General features: G+C 70.8%; 14 protein-coding genes and 1 pseudogene. 8 read left to right on the plus strand and 7 right to left on the minus strand.

Going from position 1 to position 17,367, the window contains the following annotated elements; all coding sequences use genetic code 11:
• Window positions 1-39: 39 nt before the first annotated feature.
• Window positions 40-1,149, minus strand: a complete 1,110-nt coding sequence (locus tag OG507_RS23450; protein ID WP_327369159.1) for a citrate synthase 2 — start codon at window positions 1,147-1,149, stop codon at window positions 40-42.
• 220 nt (window positions 1,150-1,369) lie between these two features.
• On the opposite strand from OG507_RS23450, the gene pdxH reads away from it, so the two are divergent.
• The gene (gene pdxH / locus OG507_RS23455; protein ID WP_327372060.1) at window positions 1,370-1,996 is read left to right on the plus strand and encodes a pyridoxamine 5'-phosphate oxidase; all 627 of its coding nucleotides are present in this window, start codon (window positions 1,370-1,372) and stop codon (window positions 1,994-1,996) included.
• Between the two features lie 262 nt (window positions 1,997-2,258).
• On the opposite strand, the pseudogene iscB reads toward pdxH, so the two are convergent.
• Window positions 2,259-3,257, minus strand: a pseudogene (iscB, locus tag OG507_RS23460) (RNA-guided endonuclease IscB); the annotation flags it as partial.
• Window positions 3,258-3,401: 144 nt separating this feature from the next.
• On the opposite strand from iscB, the gene OG507_RS23465 reads away from it, so the two are divergent.
• Window positions 3,402-4,757 (plus strand): PAS domain-containing protein, encoded by a 1,356-nt coding sequence (locus OG507_RS23465; protein ID WP_327369160.1) that lies wholly within the window; start codon window positions 3,402-3,404, stop codon window positions 4,755-4,757.
• An 86-nt stretch (window positions 4,758-4,843) separates the two neighbouring features.
• Here OG507_RS23465 and OG507_RS23470 read toward each other — a convergent pair whose 3' ends face one another.
• Complete coding sequence (locus OG507_RS23470; protein WP_327369161.1) at window positions 4,844-5,605, minus strand: SIS domain-containing protein; 762 nt, start codon at window positions 5,603-5,605, stop codon at window positions 4,844-4,846.
• A 200-nt stretch (window positions 5,606-5,805) separates the two neighbouring features.
• On the opposite strand from OG507_RS23470, the gene OG507_RS23475 reads away from it, so the two are divergent.
• Both OG507_RS23475 and OG507_RS23480 read left to right on the plus strand, forming a co-directional pair.
• Complete coding sequence (locus tag OG507_RS23475) at window positions 5,806-6,498, plus strand: metal-dependent transcriptional regulator (protein ID WP_327369162.1); 693 nt, start codon at window positions 5,806-5,808, stop codon at window positions 6,496-6,498.
• Between the two features lie 596 nt (window positions 6,499-7,094).
• Window positions 7,095-7,988, plus strand: a complete 894-nt coding sequence (locus OG507_RS23480; RefSeq protein ID WP_327372061.1) for an alpha/beta fold hydrolase — start codon at window positions 7,095-7,097, stop codon at window positions 7,986-7,988.
• Window positions 7,989-8,006: 18 nt separating this feature from the next.
• Here OG507_RS23480 and OG507_RS23485 read toward each other — a convergent pair whose 3' ends face one another.
• Genes OG507_RS23485 through OG507_RS23495 form a run of 3 tightly spaced genes read right to left on the minus strand, consistent with a single transcriptional unit; the run spans window position 8,007 to window position 11,182 of the window.
• Complete coding sequence (locus OG507_RS23485; RefSeq protein WP_327369163.1) at window positions 8,007-9,659, minus strand: transporter; 1,653 nt, start codon at window positions 9,657-9,659, stop codon at window positions 8,007-8,009.
• The gene (locus OG507_RS23490; RefSeq protein WP_327369164.1) at window positions 9,656-10,495 is read right to left on the minus strand and encodes an ABC transporter ATP-binding protein; all 840 of its coding nucleotides are present in this window, start codon (window positions 10,493-10,495) and stop codon (window positions 9,656-9,658) included. The genes OG507_RS23485 and OG507_RS23490 overlap by 4 nt, the downstream gene beginning before the upstream one ends.
• Before the next feature lie 39 nt (window positions 10,496-10,534).
• Window positions 10,535-11,182 (minus strand): bifunctional DNA primase/polymerase, encoded by a 648-nt coding sequence (locus OG507_RS23495; RefSeq protein WP_327369165.1) that lies wholly within the window; start codon window positions 11,180-11,182, stop codon window positions 10,535-10,537.
• 312 nt (window positions 11,183-11,494) lie between these two features.
• Between OG507_RS23495 and OG507_RS23500 the strand changes: the two genes are divergently transcribed.
• Together OG507_RS23500 and OG507_RS23505 are read left to right on the plus strand one after the other, a co-directional pair.
• Window positions 11,495-12,877 carry a transcriptional regulator gene (locus OG507_RS23500; protein WP_327369166.1) on the plus strand — a complete coding sequence of 461 codons (1,383 nt, stop codon included), beginning with the start codon at window positions 11,495-11,497 and terminating at the stop codon, window positions 12,875-12,877.
• Between the two features lie 152 nt (window positions 12,878-13,029).
• Entirely contained in the window at window positions 13,030-14,430 is a 1,401-nt protein-coding gene (locus tag OG507_RS23505) for a hypothetical protein (protein WP_327369167.1), read from the plus strand.
• 123 nt (window positions 14,431-14,553) lie between these two features.
• Here the strand turns inward: OG507_RS23505 and OG507_RS23510 are convergent, their stop codons facing one another.
• On the minus strand, window positions 14,554-15,834 hold the full coding sequence (locus OG507_RS23510; RefSeq protein WP_327369168.1) for an ABC transporter substrate-binding protein: 1,281 nt from the start codon (window positions 15,832-15,834) through the stop codon (window positions 14,554-14,556).
• 174 nt (window positions 15,835-16,008) lie between these two features.
• On the opposite strand from OG507_RS23510, the gene OG507_RS23515 reads away from it, so the two are divergent.
• Both OG507_RS23515 and purU read left to right on the plus strand, forming a co-directional pair.
• Entirely contained in the window at window positions 16,009-16,455 is a 447-nt protein-coding gene (locus OG507_RS23515; protein WP_327372062.1) for an SCO4402 family protein, read from the plus strand.
• 28 nt (window positions 16,456-16,483) lie between these two features.
• Window positions 16,484-17,362, plus strand: coding sequence for a formyltetrahydrofolate deformylase (purU, locus tag OG507_RS23520; protein WP_327369169.1), 879 nt, complete (start codon window positions 16,484-16,486; stop codon window positions 17,360-17,362).
• Window positions 17,363-17,367: the final 5 nt, after the last annotated feature.

Here is a 17,367-nt window from a genome sequence, read left to right on the forward strand (position 1 = left end):
CCGGCAGGCCCGCCGCCGGCCCCGCACCCCACCGGCGGTTCAGGCCTTCAGATCCGTGATCTGCTCGTACCCCTCGATCTCCCGCGGATCACGCGACCCCGGCCCCACGTACCTCGCCGAAGGACGCACCAGCCGCCCCGTCCGCTTCTGCTCCAGAATGTGCGCCGACCAGCCCGCCGTACGCGCACACGTGAACATCGACGTGAACATGTGCGCCGGAACCTCCGCGAAGTCAAGCATGATCGCCGCCCAGAACTCCACGTTCGTCGCCAGCACCCGGTCCGGGCGCCGCGCGTGCAGCTCCTCCAGCGCGGCCTTCTCCAGCGCCTGCGCCACCTCGAAGCGCGGCGCGCCCAACTCCTCGGCCGTACGCCGCAGAACGCGCGCCCGCGGGTCCTCCGCCCGGTACACCCGGTGCCCGAAGCCCATCAGCCGCTCACCCTTGTCCAGGGCCCTCTTCACATACGCGGTGGCGTCCCCGGTCCGCTCGATCTCCTCGATCATGCCGAGCACCCGGGACGGCGCACCCCCGTGCAGCGGCCCCGACATCGCACCCACCGCACCCGACAGCGCCGCCGCCACATCGGCGCCCGTCGACGCGATGACCCGGGCGGTGAACGTGGACGCGTTCATGCCGTGCTCGGCGGCCGACGTCCAGTACGCGTCGACGGCCTTGACGTGCTTGGGGTCCGGCTCACCGCGCCAGCGGATCATGAACCGCTCGACCACGGACTGCGCCTTGTCGATCTCGCTCTGCGGAACCATCGGCAGCCCCTGCCCGCGCGCCGACTGCGCGACGTACGACAGCGCCATCACGGCGGCCCGCGCCAGATCGTTGCGCGCCGTCTCCTCGTCGATGTCGAGCAGCGGCTTCAGCCCCCACACGGGAGCGAGCATGGCCAGCGCGGACTGCACATCGACCCGGATGTCCCCGGAGTGCACCGGGATCGGGAACGGCTCGGCGGGCGGCAGACCGGGATTGAACGCCCCGTCGACCAGCAGACCCCACACGTTCCCGAACGACACACGGCCGACGAGATCCTCGATGTCGACACCGCGGTAGCGGAGCGAACCGCCTTCCTTGTCCGGTTCGGCGATCTCCGTCTCGAACGCGACGACTCCCTCTAGTCCCGGCACGAAGTCGGACATGGCGGCTCCCTCGGTCAGCGGCTCTGCGGAGGCCACAACGGCCTGCCCAAGATACTGGCGGGTTCCCAGGACGCGGGGAAGCGTGACATCCGGCACAGCCCCCCGAATCGCCGGTGACGGGTTGACGCCCCTCGTTGACGGGCAGACTCGGCCACTGCGGCAGGATGGCCCCGTGCCCACAGCAGATTCCCCCTCCGATTCCACCATCGACCCGGCCGCGATGCGCGAGCAGTACCGCTCCGAGGGCTTCACCGAGGACACGCTGGCCGCCGACCCGATGCAGCAGTTCGCCCACTGGTTCCGGCAGGTCGCCGTGGGCGGGGTGCTCCATGAGCCCAACGCGATGGTGGTCTCCACCGCCACCCCCGAGGGCCGGCCGTCATCGCGCACCGTGCTGCTGAAGAAGTACGACGACCGCGGCTTCGTCTTCTTCACCAACTACGAATCCCGCAAGGGCCGCGAACTGACCGCCAACCCGTACGTCTCGCTGCTCTTCCCCTGGCACCCCATGTCCCGCCAGGTCGTCGTCACCGGCACGGCGGCCCGCGTCGGCCGCGACGAAACGGTCGCCTACTTCCGCTCCCGCCCGCACGGCTCCCAGCTCGGCGCCTGGGCGAGCGCCCAGTCGACGGTGATCGACTCCCGCGACGAACTGATCGAACGCTACGAGGAACTGGCCGCCCGCTACCCCGAGGGCGAACACATCCCCGCACCCCCGAACTGGGGCGGCTTCCGCGTCGTCCCCGACACGATCGAGTTCTGGCAGGGCCACGAGAACCGCCTGCACGACCGGCTGAGGTATGTACGCGAGGGCGAGAAATGGCGCGTGGAGCGCCTGTGCCCGTAACCCGCCCCATTCCCCTCCGGACATGCAGAAACCCGCAGGCTCTGGTTCCTCCGTGCACGAAGGAGCCGGCCGGACTTACCGGCGAGCCTGCGGGTCGGTGACTGCTTGGGTTTCGGCAGACAGCCTGCCGAGGTGCACTGTGTGCGACGACGGGCTGTCAGCCCGCAGCCACCTCACGAATCCGATAAGACTGCACTTTTCGGATCACCTCCTTTCATCGCTGGCAGCAGCCTATGAACTCTCGGAGAACGGCTCAACCCATTTATTCGGTGACTTCCTGCCGGTAGCTGTACGCGTATCCGTCGGCACGCTGCAGTAGTCGAAGATTCCTGTGGGACACGGTGAAGCGGCCCACCGGCGTGCTGAGACTGTGTTTTCCGGAAGCGCGGACGGAGATGCGCCCGGTCCATGTCCCTGCCCCCTTGCCCTTGGAAATAGAGGCGCGGACCAGGTCGCCGGTGGCGAACCGTGATGCCGCTTCTGGCGCGCACGGACGAGCCGGGGGAATCCGTACCGGTCGGGGGTGGTGCGGGCGTAGCTTCCGCGGCCCGTTGCCGCAACGATCTGGACGTGCTGGGGGACGCGGACGACCGCAGCGCCCGCCTGGTGGACGAGCTGTCCGACGCAGAGGGCGTCGAGTGTGTGTCTTGGGCAGGCTCATGGCGGTGCGGTTCCACTTCGTACGGCCTCCCGACCAGGTCCTCACCGGTTTTCCGAGGGCTGTGAGGGCGTCTGTGAGCAGTTGCCGGGTCGCGTTCATGACGGCGGCGTCGCGGAGTGTTGCCTTGCTCTGTGCACGGATGGCCGCGAGGCGGGCGGGGCGGTGGGCCAGGAATTCTTCGACGCGGGTGGAGCCCTTGGCCTGGTTGCAGCTGATGCAGGCGAGAGTGAGGTTGGAGATGCGGCTGGAGCCGCCGCGGCTGAGGGGCTGGATGTGGTCGATGTTCAGGGGGATGCCGGAGGCTCCGCAGTAGGCGCAGGTGCGTCCCCATGTGGCGAGCAGGTATGCGCGGATTTCGGTGCCCGCGAGGGTGCCGTTGCGGTACTCGGCGGTGGTGAGGTCGTGGCCCGCGCTCATGACGTGGGTGTCGAAGGCGACCTGTTCGATGTGGATCTCGGTGACTGGTGCGTATCGGGAGAGACGGTGGGCGGTCGCCAAAGTGGTGTCGACCCGGTGTTGCACCGAGGGCGGCAGCCAGCCTTTCGGGCGGGTGCGGTTGTGTGATCTGCGGGCGCGGTAGCGGAGGTTCGCCGAGCGCCGTCTGCGGCGTTCGGCGTGTTAGGCGGCCGGATCCTGTATCGGATGGGGAGTGGATTTCCGGGAACTCGATGTGCGCTGGGTCACGTTCGAGTTGAATGGTCTGACGTGCGGAAATGCCGGATGCGTCCTGCAAGGGGGTACGGGATGAGTGCGTCCACGAGCAGCGGAACGACCGATGCGCTCGACCCCGACGAGGGGCCGGGGACCGGGCCCGGGGCCGAGTTGCTCGCGGCGCTGCTCGACGGGATGGACGCGGCGCTCTGTGCGTTCGACGCGGACGGCACGATCACCCACTGGAACCGTGAGGCCGAGCGGATTCTCGGCTGGTCGGCACGGGAGGCCGTGGGGCGGTCCGGGCTTGCCGGGTGGGCGGTGCGGCGGGCGGATGCGGGGGAGGTGCAGGGGCGGCTGATGGCGGCCATGGACGGGGGCGGTCGCCAAGTCCATGAGTTCGCGTTGCTGCGCAAGGACGGCGGGCGGGTGCTCGTACGGACGCAGTCGGCGGGGGTCCGGGGTGCGGACGGGAAGCCGGCGGGGGTGTACTGCGCGTTCGGCGAGGTGCATGCGCAGATCGATCTGGAGCGGTCGATCGCGCTGAGCGAGGCGCTGTTCGACGACGCGTCGTGGGGTGTGGTGCTCGTCGACGCCGATCTGCGGCCGACGGTCGTCAACGCCCATGCGGCGCGGGCGCTGGGCGCCGGCCGTACGACGCTGCTGGGGCGCCCGCTGGGGGAGCTGGTCGTGCAGGGCGTCGAGGACCTGGAGGGCGCGTTGCAGCATGTACTGGCCGAGGGCGCACCACCGGCGCCCGCCGAGTTGTGGGTGACGCTGCGGACGGTGGAGGGGGATGGGCGGCGCTGCTGGCGCAGTGGCTTTCTGCGGCTGGCGTCACCGCTGACGGAGGAGCCGGTTCCGCTGGGGGTCGGGTGGCTGTTCCAGGACGTGACGGCGGAGAAGCTGGCGGCGCAGGAGTCGGACCGGGTGCGGTTTCGTTCGAACCAGTTGCACCGGGCCTCGCGGTCGGCGTCGGAGTGCGAGGACCCGATGGAGGCGGCGACGTCCTATCTGGACTACGCGCTCGCGGGGTTCGCCGACCATGCGCTGATCGATCTGGTGGCGGGGGAGCGGCTGGTGCGGGTGGCGGCGACGCCGGCCGGTGAGCCGGGGCCGTGCCTGCCGGTGGCCGGTGGTGGCATCCCGTTGCGGTACGCACCGGGGCATCCGGCCCTTCAGGCGGTGGACCGCACGGGTTCGGTGCGCGCAAGTGCGGGCGCGGGGTCCGGGGCCGGGGCATGGGCCGCCGAACGGCAGTGGCCGGCCGATTCGGCGCATGCACTGTGCGCGGTACTACGGAGCCGGGCGCGCACGCTGGGCGTGGTGACGTTCCTGCGCTCCGCCCACCGAGCCCCTTTCGTACGCCCCGACGCGGCGTACGCGGAGAGCGTGGCGGTCCGTGTCGCGGCGGCGGTCGACCTGGCGCAGGTGCTGGACCGCTCCTAGCCCGCCCGACGGCACTCCGAGCCCGTGCGGCGGTACCACCAGCCCGTCCGGCGTTTGAGGACGGAACCGTTCACCGACGGCCCCGGTCACCCCCCGTGGCGGTAGAAGATCCGGTCCCGGTACTCCGTCATGACGCGTCCGTTCCACTCGTGGCCGCCGTCCACGTTCCCCGACCGCAGCATCGGGGGCTCGACCCCCCGCTCCACGAGCTGTTCGACCGCCGCGGCCATCATGGCCTGCATCACCGCGCTGGTGACGACCGTCGACGCGGGCGCGAACGGCGCCTCGATCCCGTCGGCGGTCAGCTCCGCGTCGCCGATGGAGATCTTGCTGTCGAGCACGATGTCGCAGTGGTCGCGCAGGAAGCCGCCCGAGCCGTGCCGGGACCGGGTGCCGTCCGCGTACGCGACCGAGGTGACGCCGATGACCTTCAGGCCGAGCGCCCGCGCGTTCATCGCCATCTCCACCGGAAGGGCGTTGCGTCCGGAGAGCGAGATGATCACGAGGACGTCGCCCGCCTTCGCGGGGCTGGAGTCGAGCACCGCGCCCGCGAGCCCGTCGACCCGTTCCAGTGCCGAGCCGAGCGTCGCGGGCATGACGTCGACGCCGACCGTGCCCGGCACGGCCAGCAGGTTCATCAGGGCGAGCCCGCCCGCCCGGTAGACGACGTCCTGGGCGGCGAGCGAGGAGTGCCCGGCGCCGAAGGCGAAGAGCCTGCCGCCCGCGGCGACGGTGTCGGCGATCGCGGCACCGGCGGCCGCGATGGCCCCGGACTCCTCGTCGCGCACGCGCTCCAGCAGGCCGATCGCTGCGTCGAAGAACTGACCGGCCAGCTTGCTGTCGCTCATCGAGGAGGCCCTTTCCGGCGGGGTGGGATGTCCGTGCCGCGGATCACGTTGCGGTCTGGACCAGTGACATGTCAATACCGCCCATGCGGCTTCGCTGCACGGTGTTCGGTCGGCGCGGCACGGTTGTCGGCGCTATGCGTCAGAATTGAGTCAGGGCCAGCGGTACGACGTTTTTCATGTCACAGCATCGAGGGGCACGAATGTCCGGACTGATCGACACAACGGAGATGTATCTCCGCACCATCCTCGAACTCGAAGAGGAAGGCGTGGTCCCCATGCGCGCCCGGATTGCGGAACGGCTGGACCAGAGCGGTCCGACGGTCAGCCAGACGGTCGCGCGCATGGAGCGCGACGGCCTGGTGCAGGTCGCGGGCGACCGTCACCTGGAGCTGACCGACGAGGGGCGCCGTCTGGCGACCCGTGTGATGCGCAAGCACCGGCTCGCCGAGTGCCTGCTCGTCGACGTGATCGGTCTGGAGTGGGAGCAGGTGCACGCCGAGGCATGCCGTTGGGAGCATGTGATGAGCGAGGCCGTGGAGCGGCGGGTGCTTGAGCTGCTGCGTCACCCGACGGAGTCCCCGTACGGGAATCCGATCCCGGGCCTGGAGGAACTGGGCGAGAAGGCGGAGGCCGACCCGTTCCTCGACGAGAGCATGGTGAGTCTGTCGGAGCTCGATCCGGGCGCCGAGGGCAAGACGGTGGTCGTGCGCCGGATCGGTGAGCCGATCCAGACGGACGCCCAGCTGATGTACACGCTGCGGCGGGCGGGTGTGCAGCCGGGCTCCGTGGTCAGCGTGACCCAGTCGCCCGGCGGGGTGCTGGTCGGCAGCAGCGGCGAGGCTGCGGAGCTGGACGCCGAGATCGCCTCGCACGTGTTCGTGGCCAAGCGCTGAGGGGCTTCGTCACCCGAGACCCGGCGAGCGTGGCGTTGAACCGTAACGTCCGCTTTCCGTTTTTCCGTCCGGAATCGCAGCGCCCGGGCGGATCGCATGCCAGGCTGTGGCTGAGGCATACCTGAGAGTGTCGGCCGCCTGGCCGCGCGGTCGGGGAGGGAGCAGGCGCATGCGCCCGTCGTACTGGCGTATCCGGCATGTCCGGCACGCGTGCCGGAAGGTCGCTGCCATGGCCCGGGCCGCCCATGCGTCGCCGTCTTTCGCGCGGTCCTGTGCGGCGCCCCGGACGACAGAGTGCCCCGGCGCCTCGCGGCGCCGGGGCCTGTCCTCCCCTGCTTCGACCTGGAGCCCCGAGCTCTCAAGGTCGATCCCCACGAGCCCTCATCCCCGAGTGGCCCGCCTCCCGGAGAAGATCTCCCCGCCGCGGACGCCGTCAATCCTTGAAGGCGGTCACTCGAACGAGGGGTGTTGGGTGCCGGAACCCGGTTTTCGAATAAAGGTTCGATAGTCTGGCGTGACGCGACCACACGGCGACCACACGGCGATCGAGCGGTGATCAATCGGTGATCGAGGACCAGAAGGGGGTGCCAGAACATATGGTGCGGCGCATTGATGTGACCGGGACCGACGGCGTACGCCTCGCGGCCTGGGAGTTCGCCGACCCGCCCAAAGGGCGCACGGAGGGCGAACGCGCTCCCGGGGTCTTATTGCTCCACGGCTTGATGGGCCGGGCCTCGCACTGGGCCTCGACCACCCGCTGGCTCGCCGAGCGGCACCGCGCCGTCGGTCTCGACCAGCGCGGGCACGGCCGCAGCGAGAAGCCGGCCGAAGGCCCGTACACCCGTGAGGCGTACGTCTCCGACGCCGAGGCGGCGATCGAACAGCTCGGCCTCGCCCCCGTCACCCTCGTCGGGCATTCGATGGGAGCGCTCACAGCCTGGCAGCTCGCCGCGAAGCGCCCCGATCTCGTCCGGGCTCTGGTCATCTGCGACATGCGGGCCTCCGCGCTCGGCGCGGCCTCGCAGCGCGAGTGGGAGGACTGGTTCAAGTCCTGGCCGGTGCCGTTCGCGACGCTCTCCGACGTACGGAAGTGGTTCGGCGAGGACGACCCCTGGGTGGAGCGGCCCAACCCGGCCCGCGGCGAGTTCTTCGCCGAGGTGATGGCCGAGCGCGCCGACGGCTGGCGCCCCGTCTTCTCCCGCCGCCAGATGCTCCAGTCCCGCGCCACCTGGGTGTTCGACGCGCACTGGGAGGAGCTGGCACAGGTCCGGTGCCCGACCCTGGTGCTCCGCGGGCTCGACGGCGAGCTGGGCCGGGCGGAGGCCCAGGAGATGGTCCGCGTACTGCCGCGCGGGCAGTACGCGGAGGTGGCCGACGCGGGCCATCTCGTCCACTACGACCAGCCGGAGGGCTGGCGCGCGGCGGTCGAACCCTTCCTGGAGCAGTTCGCCGAGGACCACAGGGACGAGCGCGAACCCGTATCCCCATAAGGCCTGCCCAGGTCTCTCTCAGCCCTTGCTGACCGCCGCCAGGATCTCCGGGAGCCGGTTCGCCGTCCGAGGAGCGGCGATCCGCAGCCCCGCCCAGGCGATCAGCGCCCCGTACCCGGCTCCCGCGGGCAGCAGCAGCCACAGCCACCGCTCCAGGTCGGCCAGATGCAGCCAGACCGTCACCGCGATCACGGGTGCGCAGAGCAGCGCCGCCGAGGCCATGCCGCCGAAGATCGAGATCCAGGCGAGCCCGACCTGACCCGGTGCGACGTTCTTGAACCCGTCCTGCGGGATCGAGTACGGGAAGGTCGCCGACGCCACCGCACCCGTCGCCAGCATGGCGCCCAGCATGGCGAACGAAAGGCCCATGACCTTCGGCAGCGCACCCCAGTCGCCGAGCAGGGCCGCCGTCACCGCCGTCACCAGAATCGTGTACGGCAGTGTGATCAGCAGCAACGCCAGCGCCCGCGCCCGCAGTTCGAGGTATGCGTCCCGGGTGGAGGAGATGGTCAGCGCCACCATCCAGAACGCGGAGGTGTCCTGCCCGAACTGGTTGTACATCTGCATGCCGAGCATCCCGGCGGCGAAGCAGGCGAAGTAGAGCGAGCCGGTGCCCTGCAACGCGTTGAGCATCGGCACGATCAGCCCGATCGCCAGCGCCGTGACCCAGGAGGCCTTGGTCTTCGGATCGCGCGCGACGTACCGCAGACTGCGCTCCAGCACCGGTCCCGTACGGCCCTGGGACAGGCGCGCCAAGAGCCCGGAACCGCCGCTCCTGCCGGCCTTGCGGCGGGTCGGCTCGGCGGCGGCCAGGGTCGACCCGTCCGGCGCCGTCATCAGCTTCACCAGACTCCGCTGCCACAGCCACAACAGCGCGAGCAGCGCTGCCACGGACACCAGCAGCTGTACGGCGGCCTGCCCGTACGAGCCCCGCGACGCCGAGTCCACCGCCCCGATCGCCGAGGCGGGCGGCAGCCAGCGCACCACGTCCGCGGCCGGATCGAGCGGGGCGAGCCCGCCCGCCCGGCCCAGCCGCTGCGCACCGAAGTTGACGAGCTGGAAGCCCACCGCGATCACGAGCCCGCTGAGCACCGCGAGATCGCGGCCCTTGCGCGAGGTGAGCAGCCGGGTGTTGGCGGTGGCCACGGCCCGTGTCAGCGCGACGCACACCAGCAGCGTGAGCGGCACGGCCACCACGGCGAACACCGCACCGGCCGCCCCCCGCGCCACCGCGAACACCGAACCGGCCGCCAGACAGAGCGTGAACAGCGGGCCGGTCCCGATCAGTGACGACACCAGCAGCGCACCGATCAGCGGGCGCGGCCGCAACGGCAGCATCGCCAGCCGGCTCGGGTCGAGGGTCTCGTCACCGCCCGGGAAGAACAGCGGCATCACGGTCCAGCCGACCGCCAGCACGGCGGTCAGCAGGACGACGAGCGAGCCGGCGTGGGCGTTCCCGCGCAGCGCGATCAGCCCGACCAGCTGACCCGCCGCGAAGAGCAGGGTGAAGACGACGGACGTGAGGTACGCGGCCCGCCGGCCGGCCGACTGCCGCAGCCCGTTGCGCAGCAGGGCCAGCTTGAGCCGTACGAAGACGGCGACGAGCCCCTCGCGCCCGCTCGTGCCGTCCCGCCCCGCGGCGGTTCCCACGGGGGCGTCGAGCACGCTCATCGGTCGCCGCCCAGCCAGTCCAGGGAGTCACCGGTGGTCCGGGAGCCCGCGCCGACGAGTTCGAGGAAGGCGTTCTGCAGCGAGGACGCCTCGCCGCGCACCTCGGCCAGGGTGCCCTGGGCCCTGATCGTGCCCGCGGCCATGACGGCCACCCAGTCGCAGAGGGACTCCACGAGCTCCATCACATGGCTGGAGAAGACGACGGTCGCCCCCGAGCGGGTGTACCGCTCAAGGACCTCGCGGATGGTCTGTGCCGACACCGGGTCGACGCCCTCGAACGGCTCGTCCAGGAAGAGCACTTCGGGGTTGTGCAGCAGCGCGGCCGCGAGCCCGATCTTCTTCCGCATACCGGTCGAGTAGTCGACGACCAGCTTGTGCTGGGAGCCCGCCAGATCGAGCACATCGAGGAGCTGGGTGGCCCGCTTGTCGACCTCGGCGCCGGGCAGCCCGCGCAATCTGCCGGTGTACGCGAGGAGTTCGCGCCCCGAGAGGCGTTCGAAGAGCCGCAGCCCTTCGGGGAGCACGCCGATCCTGGACTTCACCTCGACCGGGTCGCGCCACACGTCGTGGCCGCCGACCTCGATCAGGCCCTGGTCGGGGCGGAGCAGGCCGGTGACCATCGACAGCGTGGTGGTCTTGCCCGCGCCGTTGGGCCCCACCAGACCGATGAACTTGCCCGCGGGCAGCTCCAGATCGATGCCGGCGACCGCGATCTGGTTCCCGAACCGCTTCCACAGCCCCTGTACGCGAACGGCGGGCGGCGCCGTCGGCGCTCCGCCCGCCTCTTCCGCTTCCCCCGCCCGCGCCGCTCTGTCGGTCTCTGTCCGGTCCCGCATGATGCACAGCCTTTCGGTGACCCCGTGTCTGGGGACAGCCTACGAAAGGCGTGCTCGCGCGTCGGCTGCTTCCCTTGCGCAGGCGTAGATGAGCGGGCTGATCAGCTCCTCCGCGTCCGGCAGCCACCGGTTGGCGCGGGTGGGGCTGCGGGCCCACTGCACCGCTCCGCGGGCACCGACCCGGGTCGGCGGTCCCAGCACGTAGTGGCCGTCGCCGAGGCCCACGAGGCCGATCGATGCGGCGGACCGTCCCGACTTCCTCACGAGCTCGTCCAGTTCTGCCGCCGCGCCCGGCAGGACGAAGAAGAGCACCCGCCGGTCGGGGGTGCGGGTGACGGGTCCGAGCGGCAGGCCCATCCGCTCCATCCGGGCCAGGGCGAGGAAACCGGCGGTCTCCGGTACATCGATCGCGTCGAAGGTGCGGCCGGTGGGCAACAGGACGGCCGCCCCGGGGTGTTCGGACCACATCCGGCGGACCGCGGCGCCGCTGCCGGTCGCCCGGTCCGCCCAGTCGGCTCCGGTCGGATGGGCGCCGGGGGAGGCGCAGCCGGCGTCACCGCACGAGCACCGCTCGGCCCCCTCCAGCCAGGTGCCGGGGCACACGTCCCAGTGCCGCTCCTGCGCGTACCGCACCGCGGCGTCGAGCGGTTGCTCGCCCCGCTGTCGGGGGACCTGCGCGGCTTCCATGACTCCGATGGGCTCTTTCACGCACAACACAACTACCGCCGCCATCGGGGGTTACGGGCGTGGCGGGCAGGTCACGGCGCATCGCTCCGGCATGCGGGGCGCATGGATGCATGGGCGGGGGCGCGCGTGAAGCGCCGCCCGGCCGGGCGGGTAGCCATATACGGGTAACTCCGGAACGGTCGGCCTCTGTCATATGCCGACACCAATAGCAAGGAACATGACGGACGTGACGAACACGATGAATGTGTGCATTTTCCGTGCATTTGCCGGGCAGTGATCCGCTCATCGATCACTGCGGCCTCAGGGGGAAACATGGCAGCCAGGCCTCTCGTCGCCCGCCAGCCGAACGAACGGCTCCAGGCGCTCATTCAGGAAGCCGGGTGCTCCAACGCCGGCCTTGCCCGTCGCGTCAACATGGTCGGCGCCGAGCGCGGGCTCGATCTGCGGTACGACAAGACATCCGTGGCCCGTTGGCTGCGTGGGCAGCAACCACGCGGCAGGGCACCGGGAATCATCGCCGAGGCGCTCGGCCGCAAGCTCGGCCGTACGGTCACGATCGACGAGATCGGCATGGCCAACGGCAAGAATCTGGCCTCCGGCGTCGGCCTGCAGTTCGCCCCGACCGTGATCGGGGCGATCGAGCAGGTCTGTGAGCTGTGGCGCAGCGATGTCGGCCGCCGCGACTTCCTGTCCGGTTCGACGATCGCCTCGTCGGCGCTGGTCGAACCCAGCCGTGACTGGCTGATCACCGGTGCCGACCCGCAGGTGGCCCGGGCCGCCGGGGCCCGTGTCGGGATGTCGGACGTGGCGGCGGTACGGGCGATGACGGCCGCGCTCGTCGACCTCGACCACCGGTTCGGCAGCGGACACGTACGGCCGGTCCTGGTCCACTACCTGAACAGCGTGGTCTCCGGGCTGCTCTCGGGCGCGTACCGCGAATCGGTCGGCCGGCAGCTGTTCGCGGCCGTCGCGCGGCTCACCGAACTCGCCGGGTACATGGCGATCGACACGGGCCAGCCGGGGCTCGCCCAGCGCTACTACATCCAGGCGCTGCGCCTGGCGCAGGCGGCGGGCGACCGGGCGTACGGGGGGTACGTACTGGCCGCGTCGATGAGCCACCTCGCCGCGCAGCTCGGCAATCCGCGCGAGATCGCCCAGCTGGCACGGGCCGCGCAGGAGGGCGCGCGCGGGCGGGTCACGCCGAGGGCGGAGGCCATGTTCTACGCGGCGGAGGCGCGCGGACACGCCCTGCTCGGCGACGCCCGCACCTGCCAGGCGGTGGCGGGCCGGGCACTGACGGCCATGGAGCACGCCGAACCGGGCACCGGGGACGACCCCGACTGGATCTCCCACTTCGACCACGCCTACCTCGCCGACGAACTGGCGCACTGCTACCGAGACCTCGGCCAGGCGGAGGCGGCCGCACGCCGGGCGAAGGAGTCCCTGGACGGCCACCCGGAGTCCCGGACCCGCCGCCGCGGCATCGGCCTGGTGCTCCTCGCCGCCGCGCAGGTCCAGATGCGCGAGGTGGAGCAGGCCTGCCACACGGGCACGCGGGCGATGGAGCTGCTGGGATCGGTGCGCTCCAGCAGGGGAGCGGAGTACCTGGACGATCTGCAGCAGCGGCTCGTGCCGTACGGGGACGAACCGGCGGTACGGGAGTTCGGGGCGCGACTGGAGCTCCAGGCGGCCTGAGCCGCCAGGCCGCCCGTTAACAGCGTCTTCAGGACGCCGGGTGTTACAGCGCATGTGAAGGGGTGGTGAGTGACAACACGCGCTTGGCGAACGGTGGCAGCCACCCGATAGCGTGAGCCGACGATTCCATAGGTTTACACGTAGGAGTCCCGGTGACGCAGAGCGGACAGGGTGACGAGCAGCAGCTTCCTGCTGTACGGCCCGCGCACGAAGGTGTCGTGCTGCCCGCGGGTGGCGGCGAGCCCTGGATACCCGGGGGGCACGCGGATCAGGCCGCCCCGGCGGGCGGCCAGCCGTGGGGGCAGCCCTGGGGGCCGCAGGCGGCGCACCAGGACGCCTCGTCCCAGCAACAGGCACATGGCCAGGGGGCGTACGGCCAGGAGCAGTACGGGCACGAGCAGTACGGACAGCCGACGCAGATGTACGGGCAGCCGCGGCAGCCGCTGCCTCCCGTACAGCCCCGGCAGCCCCAGCAGTCCTACGCGCAGCCGCTGCCGCCCGAGGCCGTGCCCGGCATGGGCATGGGCGGGGACGCGGATGCCACGCAGTACATCGCGCCGGTGCCCGCCGGGCCCGCGCCGAGAGGTCTGCCGCCGGAGAGCCCCGCGGAGGCCACCCAGTTCCTCGCCCACGGAGCACCGCAGGGGTACCAGCAGGGCGGTGACGCCGAGGCGACCCAGTACATCCCGCCGGTTCCCGGCGGCGCCCCGTACGGCATCAGGCCGGGGATGCCCGGCGACCGGCAGCCGCCCGCCGAGTTCGACAACCTGTTCCGCAACGACGGGCCCGCGGGCGCCACCCAGCAGATGCCCCAGGTGCCCCGGACGCCCCGGTTCGACTCGCAACCGCAGCCGCAGCAGCAGGCCCCGTACCAGCCAGTGAACGAGGGGCCGTACGGGCAGCCGGAGCAGCCGGTGCAGCGCAAGAAGCGGGCGCACGTCACGCTCATCGCGGCGGTCGTCGTCGGCTGCGCCGTCGTCGGCCTCGGCGCGGGTGCGCTGATGAGCGGTGGCGACGACAAGGGCGCGGACAACAAGGAGCCGGTGGCGGCCGCCAGTTCACCCGCGGGTCAGCCCTCCACACAGGGCGCCGATGCGGCGAAGCCGCAGGCCGAGGCGCTCGACAAGCTGCTGGCGGACAGCAACAACAGCCGTTCCGCGGTCATCGGGGCCGTGGAGAAGACCAAGAACTGCACGGACCTGGACCAGGCCAGGACCGATCTGCAGGGCGCCGCCCAGCAGCGCCGCGATCTGGTGACCCGGCTCCAGGAGCTGAACGTCGACAAGCTGCCGAACCACGCGCAGCTGACCGCCTCCCTCACCAAGGCCTGGCAGGCGTCCGCCGCCGCCGACGAGCACTACGCCGCGTGGGCGGGCCAGGCCAAGGACGGCAAGAAGGTCTGCAGGCACGGCAAGGCCCGTCCGACCGCCGAGATGCAGAAGGCCAGCGCGCAGAGCGTCGAGGCGAGCAAGGCGAAGCAGGAGGCGTCGGGGCTGTGGAACTCGATCGCCTCGAAGTACGGCCTGACGAAGCGCACGGCAACCGACCTCTGACGGGCGTGGGCCCGGGGCTCCGCCCCCGAACCCCCGTTCCTCATTCGCCGGAGAGGCTTGATTTCGCCGGGTCCCCGGGGGTTCCTTCCCCGGGGACCCGGGGACTCGGGGACTTGACGAACCTCAGCCCTTCGCGCTCGCGTTCGACAGTGTCCTCGTGACGTCCACGAACCCCTTCTTGTCCGCGACGAGCCGCCCGTTGCGCACCACCTGGAACGTCACCTTGCCGTTGACGATCCGCGGATAGGCGGACGACCCCAGCATGTCCTTCAGGCGCCAGCGCAGCACCGGCGTGAGGCCGCCGGTGTCGACCTCGGTGCCTTGGTTGAGGGCGGAGACGAGTTTCCCGGCGGTGATCTCCGGGGCGTTGACCGCCTTCACGAGTTCGTTCAGCACGGTGTACGCGATCCACGTGGTCTGGACGCCCGTGTCGTCCGGGTCGATCCGGTTGTCGCCGAAGGCGTGCTTGCGGATCATTTCGCGCATCCGGTCCCAGCGGGTATTGCTCGAGTCCGGGTACCAGCCGGTGACGTAGGCCCCCTCGAACGGGCTGTTGCGGCCGCCGGTGCTGTCGATCAGCTGCTGCCCGACGCTGCCGAGGACGGACGAGATCCGCACGTCCCCGTACGACGGTTCGAGACGGCGGAAGGAGTCGAAGAAGGTCTCCGTACGGTCCCCGAGCACGGCCGTCACGCAGCCGCCGCTCGATCCCGCCGCCTTGAGCGCCTGCCCGGCCGCCTTGTCGTACGAAGTGGCCGACTCCGCAGCACGGATGTCGGCGGGCTCGGGTGCGTCGGCCTCGGTGAGGCCGGTCTTCAGGAGCCAGGCCTGGCCGTCGCCGCCCAGGGTGTCGGGCCGCACCACGGACACCTTCTCGCAACTGCGGGCGAGCTGCCGGGCGTTGCCCGCGAGCAGCGCCGACTGGCCGCCGTTGACGGGGTAGGAGTCGTAGCTGCTGAACTCCTCCTCGGAGGCGCCGTAGCCGCCGATGTAGGGGATTCCGGCGGTCTCCAGCGGCGCCATGAACGACGATCCGTGCCGGCTGTACGAGCCGACGACCGCGACCGCGTTCTCCTTGACGGCCATCCGGGCGCAGTTCCCCGCGCCGATCGAGGTGTCCGCCTCGTCACAGGTGACGACCCGCAGCTCGTGTCCGTCGAGCCCGCCGTTGCTGTTGGACCAGCGGGCGTACGCGCTCGCCATGGCGGTCACGCCCGACATGTTCAGCGCGTCGGGTCCGTCCTTGCCGCCCGGCGCCCACGTCACGACGGTGATGGGCTCCCTGGAGCCCCCCGAAGCCCCGGGGAGCGCACCACAGCCGGTGACCAGCAATGCCCCGACCGCCGCCGTACTTGTGAGGAGCTTGTAGGGACGGGGGGAGGTGAGGCGTCGCCATCCGGTCATGGGAATGAACATTTTCGCGTCCGGGGTAACGCCACTGTGTGCTCCGCACAACGCTCGGTGACATCCAAGAGAATTGCGGGGGCCGGTGCGGGAAGCCGGAAAGGGAACGTACGATCGACAACCGTGCAGCAAGGTTCGGAGAACTCTTCCCGTCGCGGCCGTCGCTCCTCCACCATGGGCGGCATGCCGCTGAATGACATGCCTTGGTGGCGCTGGCGCAGCAACGTGCGCTCGGCGCTGCACATGCTCTCCGACCCCGCCTTCCATCACGAGTGCTGGCTGGCCGGCCGGGAAGGGTACGGCGACGTCACCGACGCCGTGTACCGCCTGGTCGAGGACACCTGGCTGGACAACTGGTCCGCCGAGAAGTACGTCGGGACGATCTTCCGCGACTCCGGCGAGTCGGCCCTCGTCGACGTCGCCGTGCTCCGGGTGCTGCGCATCATGCACCAGGTCGGCGCGGACGCCCCCGTGTCGGCGTATCTGGAGCACCACGGCTGGCCGGAGGCCGTACGGGCCGCCCGCGAGGCCCATGTGCTCCTCGCCGCCAACGACGGCGAGGATCCCGACACGCCGCCGCGGTCCCTGGATGTGCTCCGCATCATGACCAGGTCGGCCTGATCGGGGTCCGATATGGCACGCTACGGGGATGACCGAGCCGCAGCCTGCTGAGACCATCCCGGAGCAGTACGTCCTCACGCTCTCCTGCCCGGACAAAAAAGGCATCGTGCATGCCGTGTCGAGCTATCTCTTCATGACCGGCTGCAACATCGAGGACAGCCAGCAGTTCGGTGACCACGACACGGGTCTGTTCTTCATGCGCGTCCACTTCTCGGCGGACTCCCCGGTGACCGTGGAGAAGCTGCGGGCCAGCTTCGCCGCGATCGGCGACTCCTTCCGGATGGAGTGGCAGATCCATCTCTCCTCGGAGCGCATGAGGGTCGTGCTGATGGTCAGCAAGTTCGGCCACTGCCTCAACGATCTCCTCTTCCGCGCCAGCATCGGGGCGCTGCCGGTCGACATCGCGGCCGTCGTCTCCAACCACACGGACTTCGCCGAGCTCGTCGCCTCCTACGACGTGCCCTTCCGGCACATCCCGGTGACCAAGGACAACAAGGCCGCCGCGGAGGCGGAACTGCTGGAGCTGGTCCGCGAGGAGGACGTCGAACTGGTCGTCCTCGCCCGCTACATGCAGGTCCTCTCGGACGATCTGTGCAAGCAGCTGAGCGGCCGGATCATCAACATCCACCACTCCTTCCTGCCGAGCTTCAAGGGCGCGAAGCCGTACCACCAGGCGCACGCGCGGGGTGTGAAGCTGATCGGCGCGACGGCGCACTATGTGACGGCCGACCTCGACGAGGGGCCGATCATCGAGCAGGAGGTCGAGCGGGTGGGCCACGGCGTCACGCCGGACCAGCTGGTCGCCATCGGCCGCGACGTGGAGTGCCAGGCGCTGGCGCGGGCGGTGAAGTGGCACGCGGAACGCCGCATCCTGCTCAACGGCCGCCGCACGGTGGTCTTCTCGTAGGGGAG

This window comes from Streptomyces sp. NBC_01217, from assembly GCF_035994185.1.
In the GTDB taxonomy this organism is placed as follows: domain Bacteria; phylum Actinomycetota; class Actinomycetes; order Streptomycetales; family Streptomycetaceae; genus Streptomyces.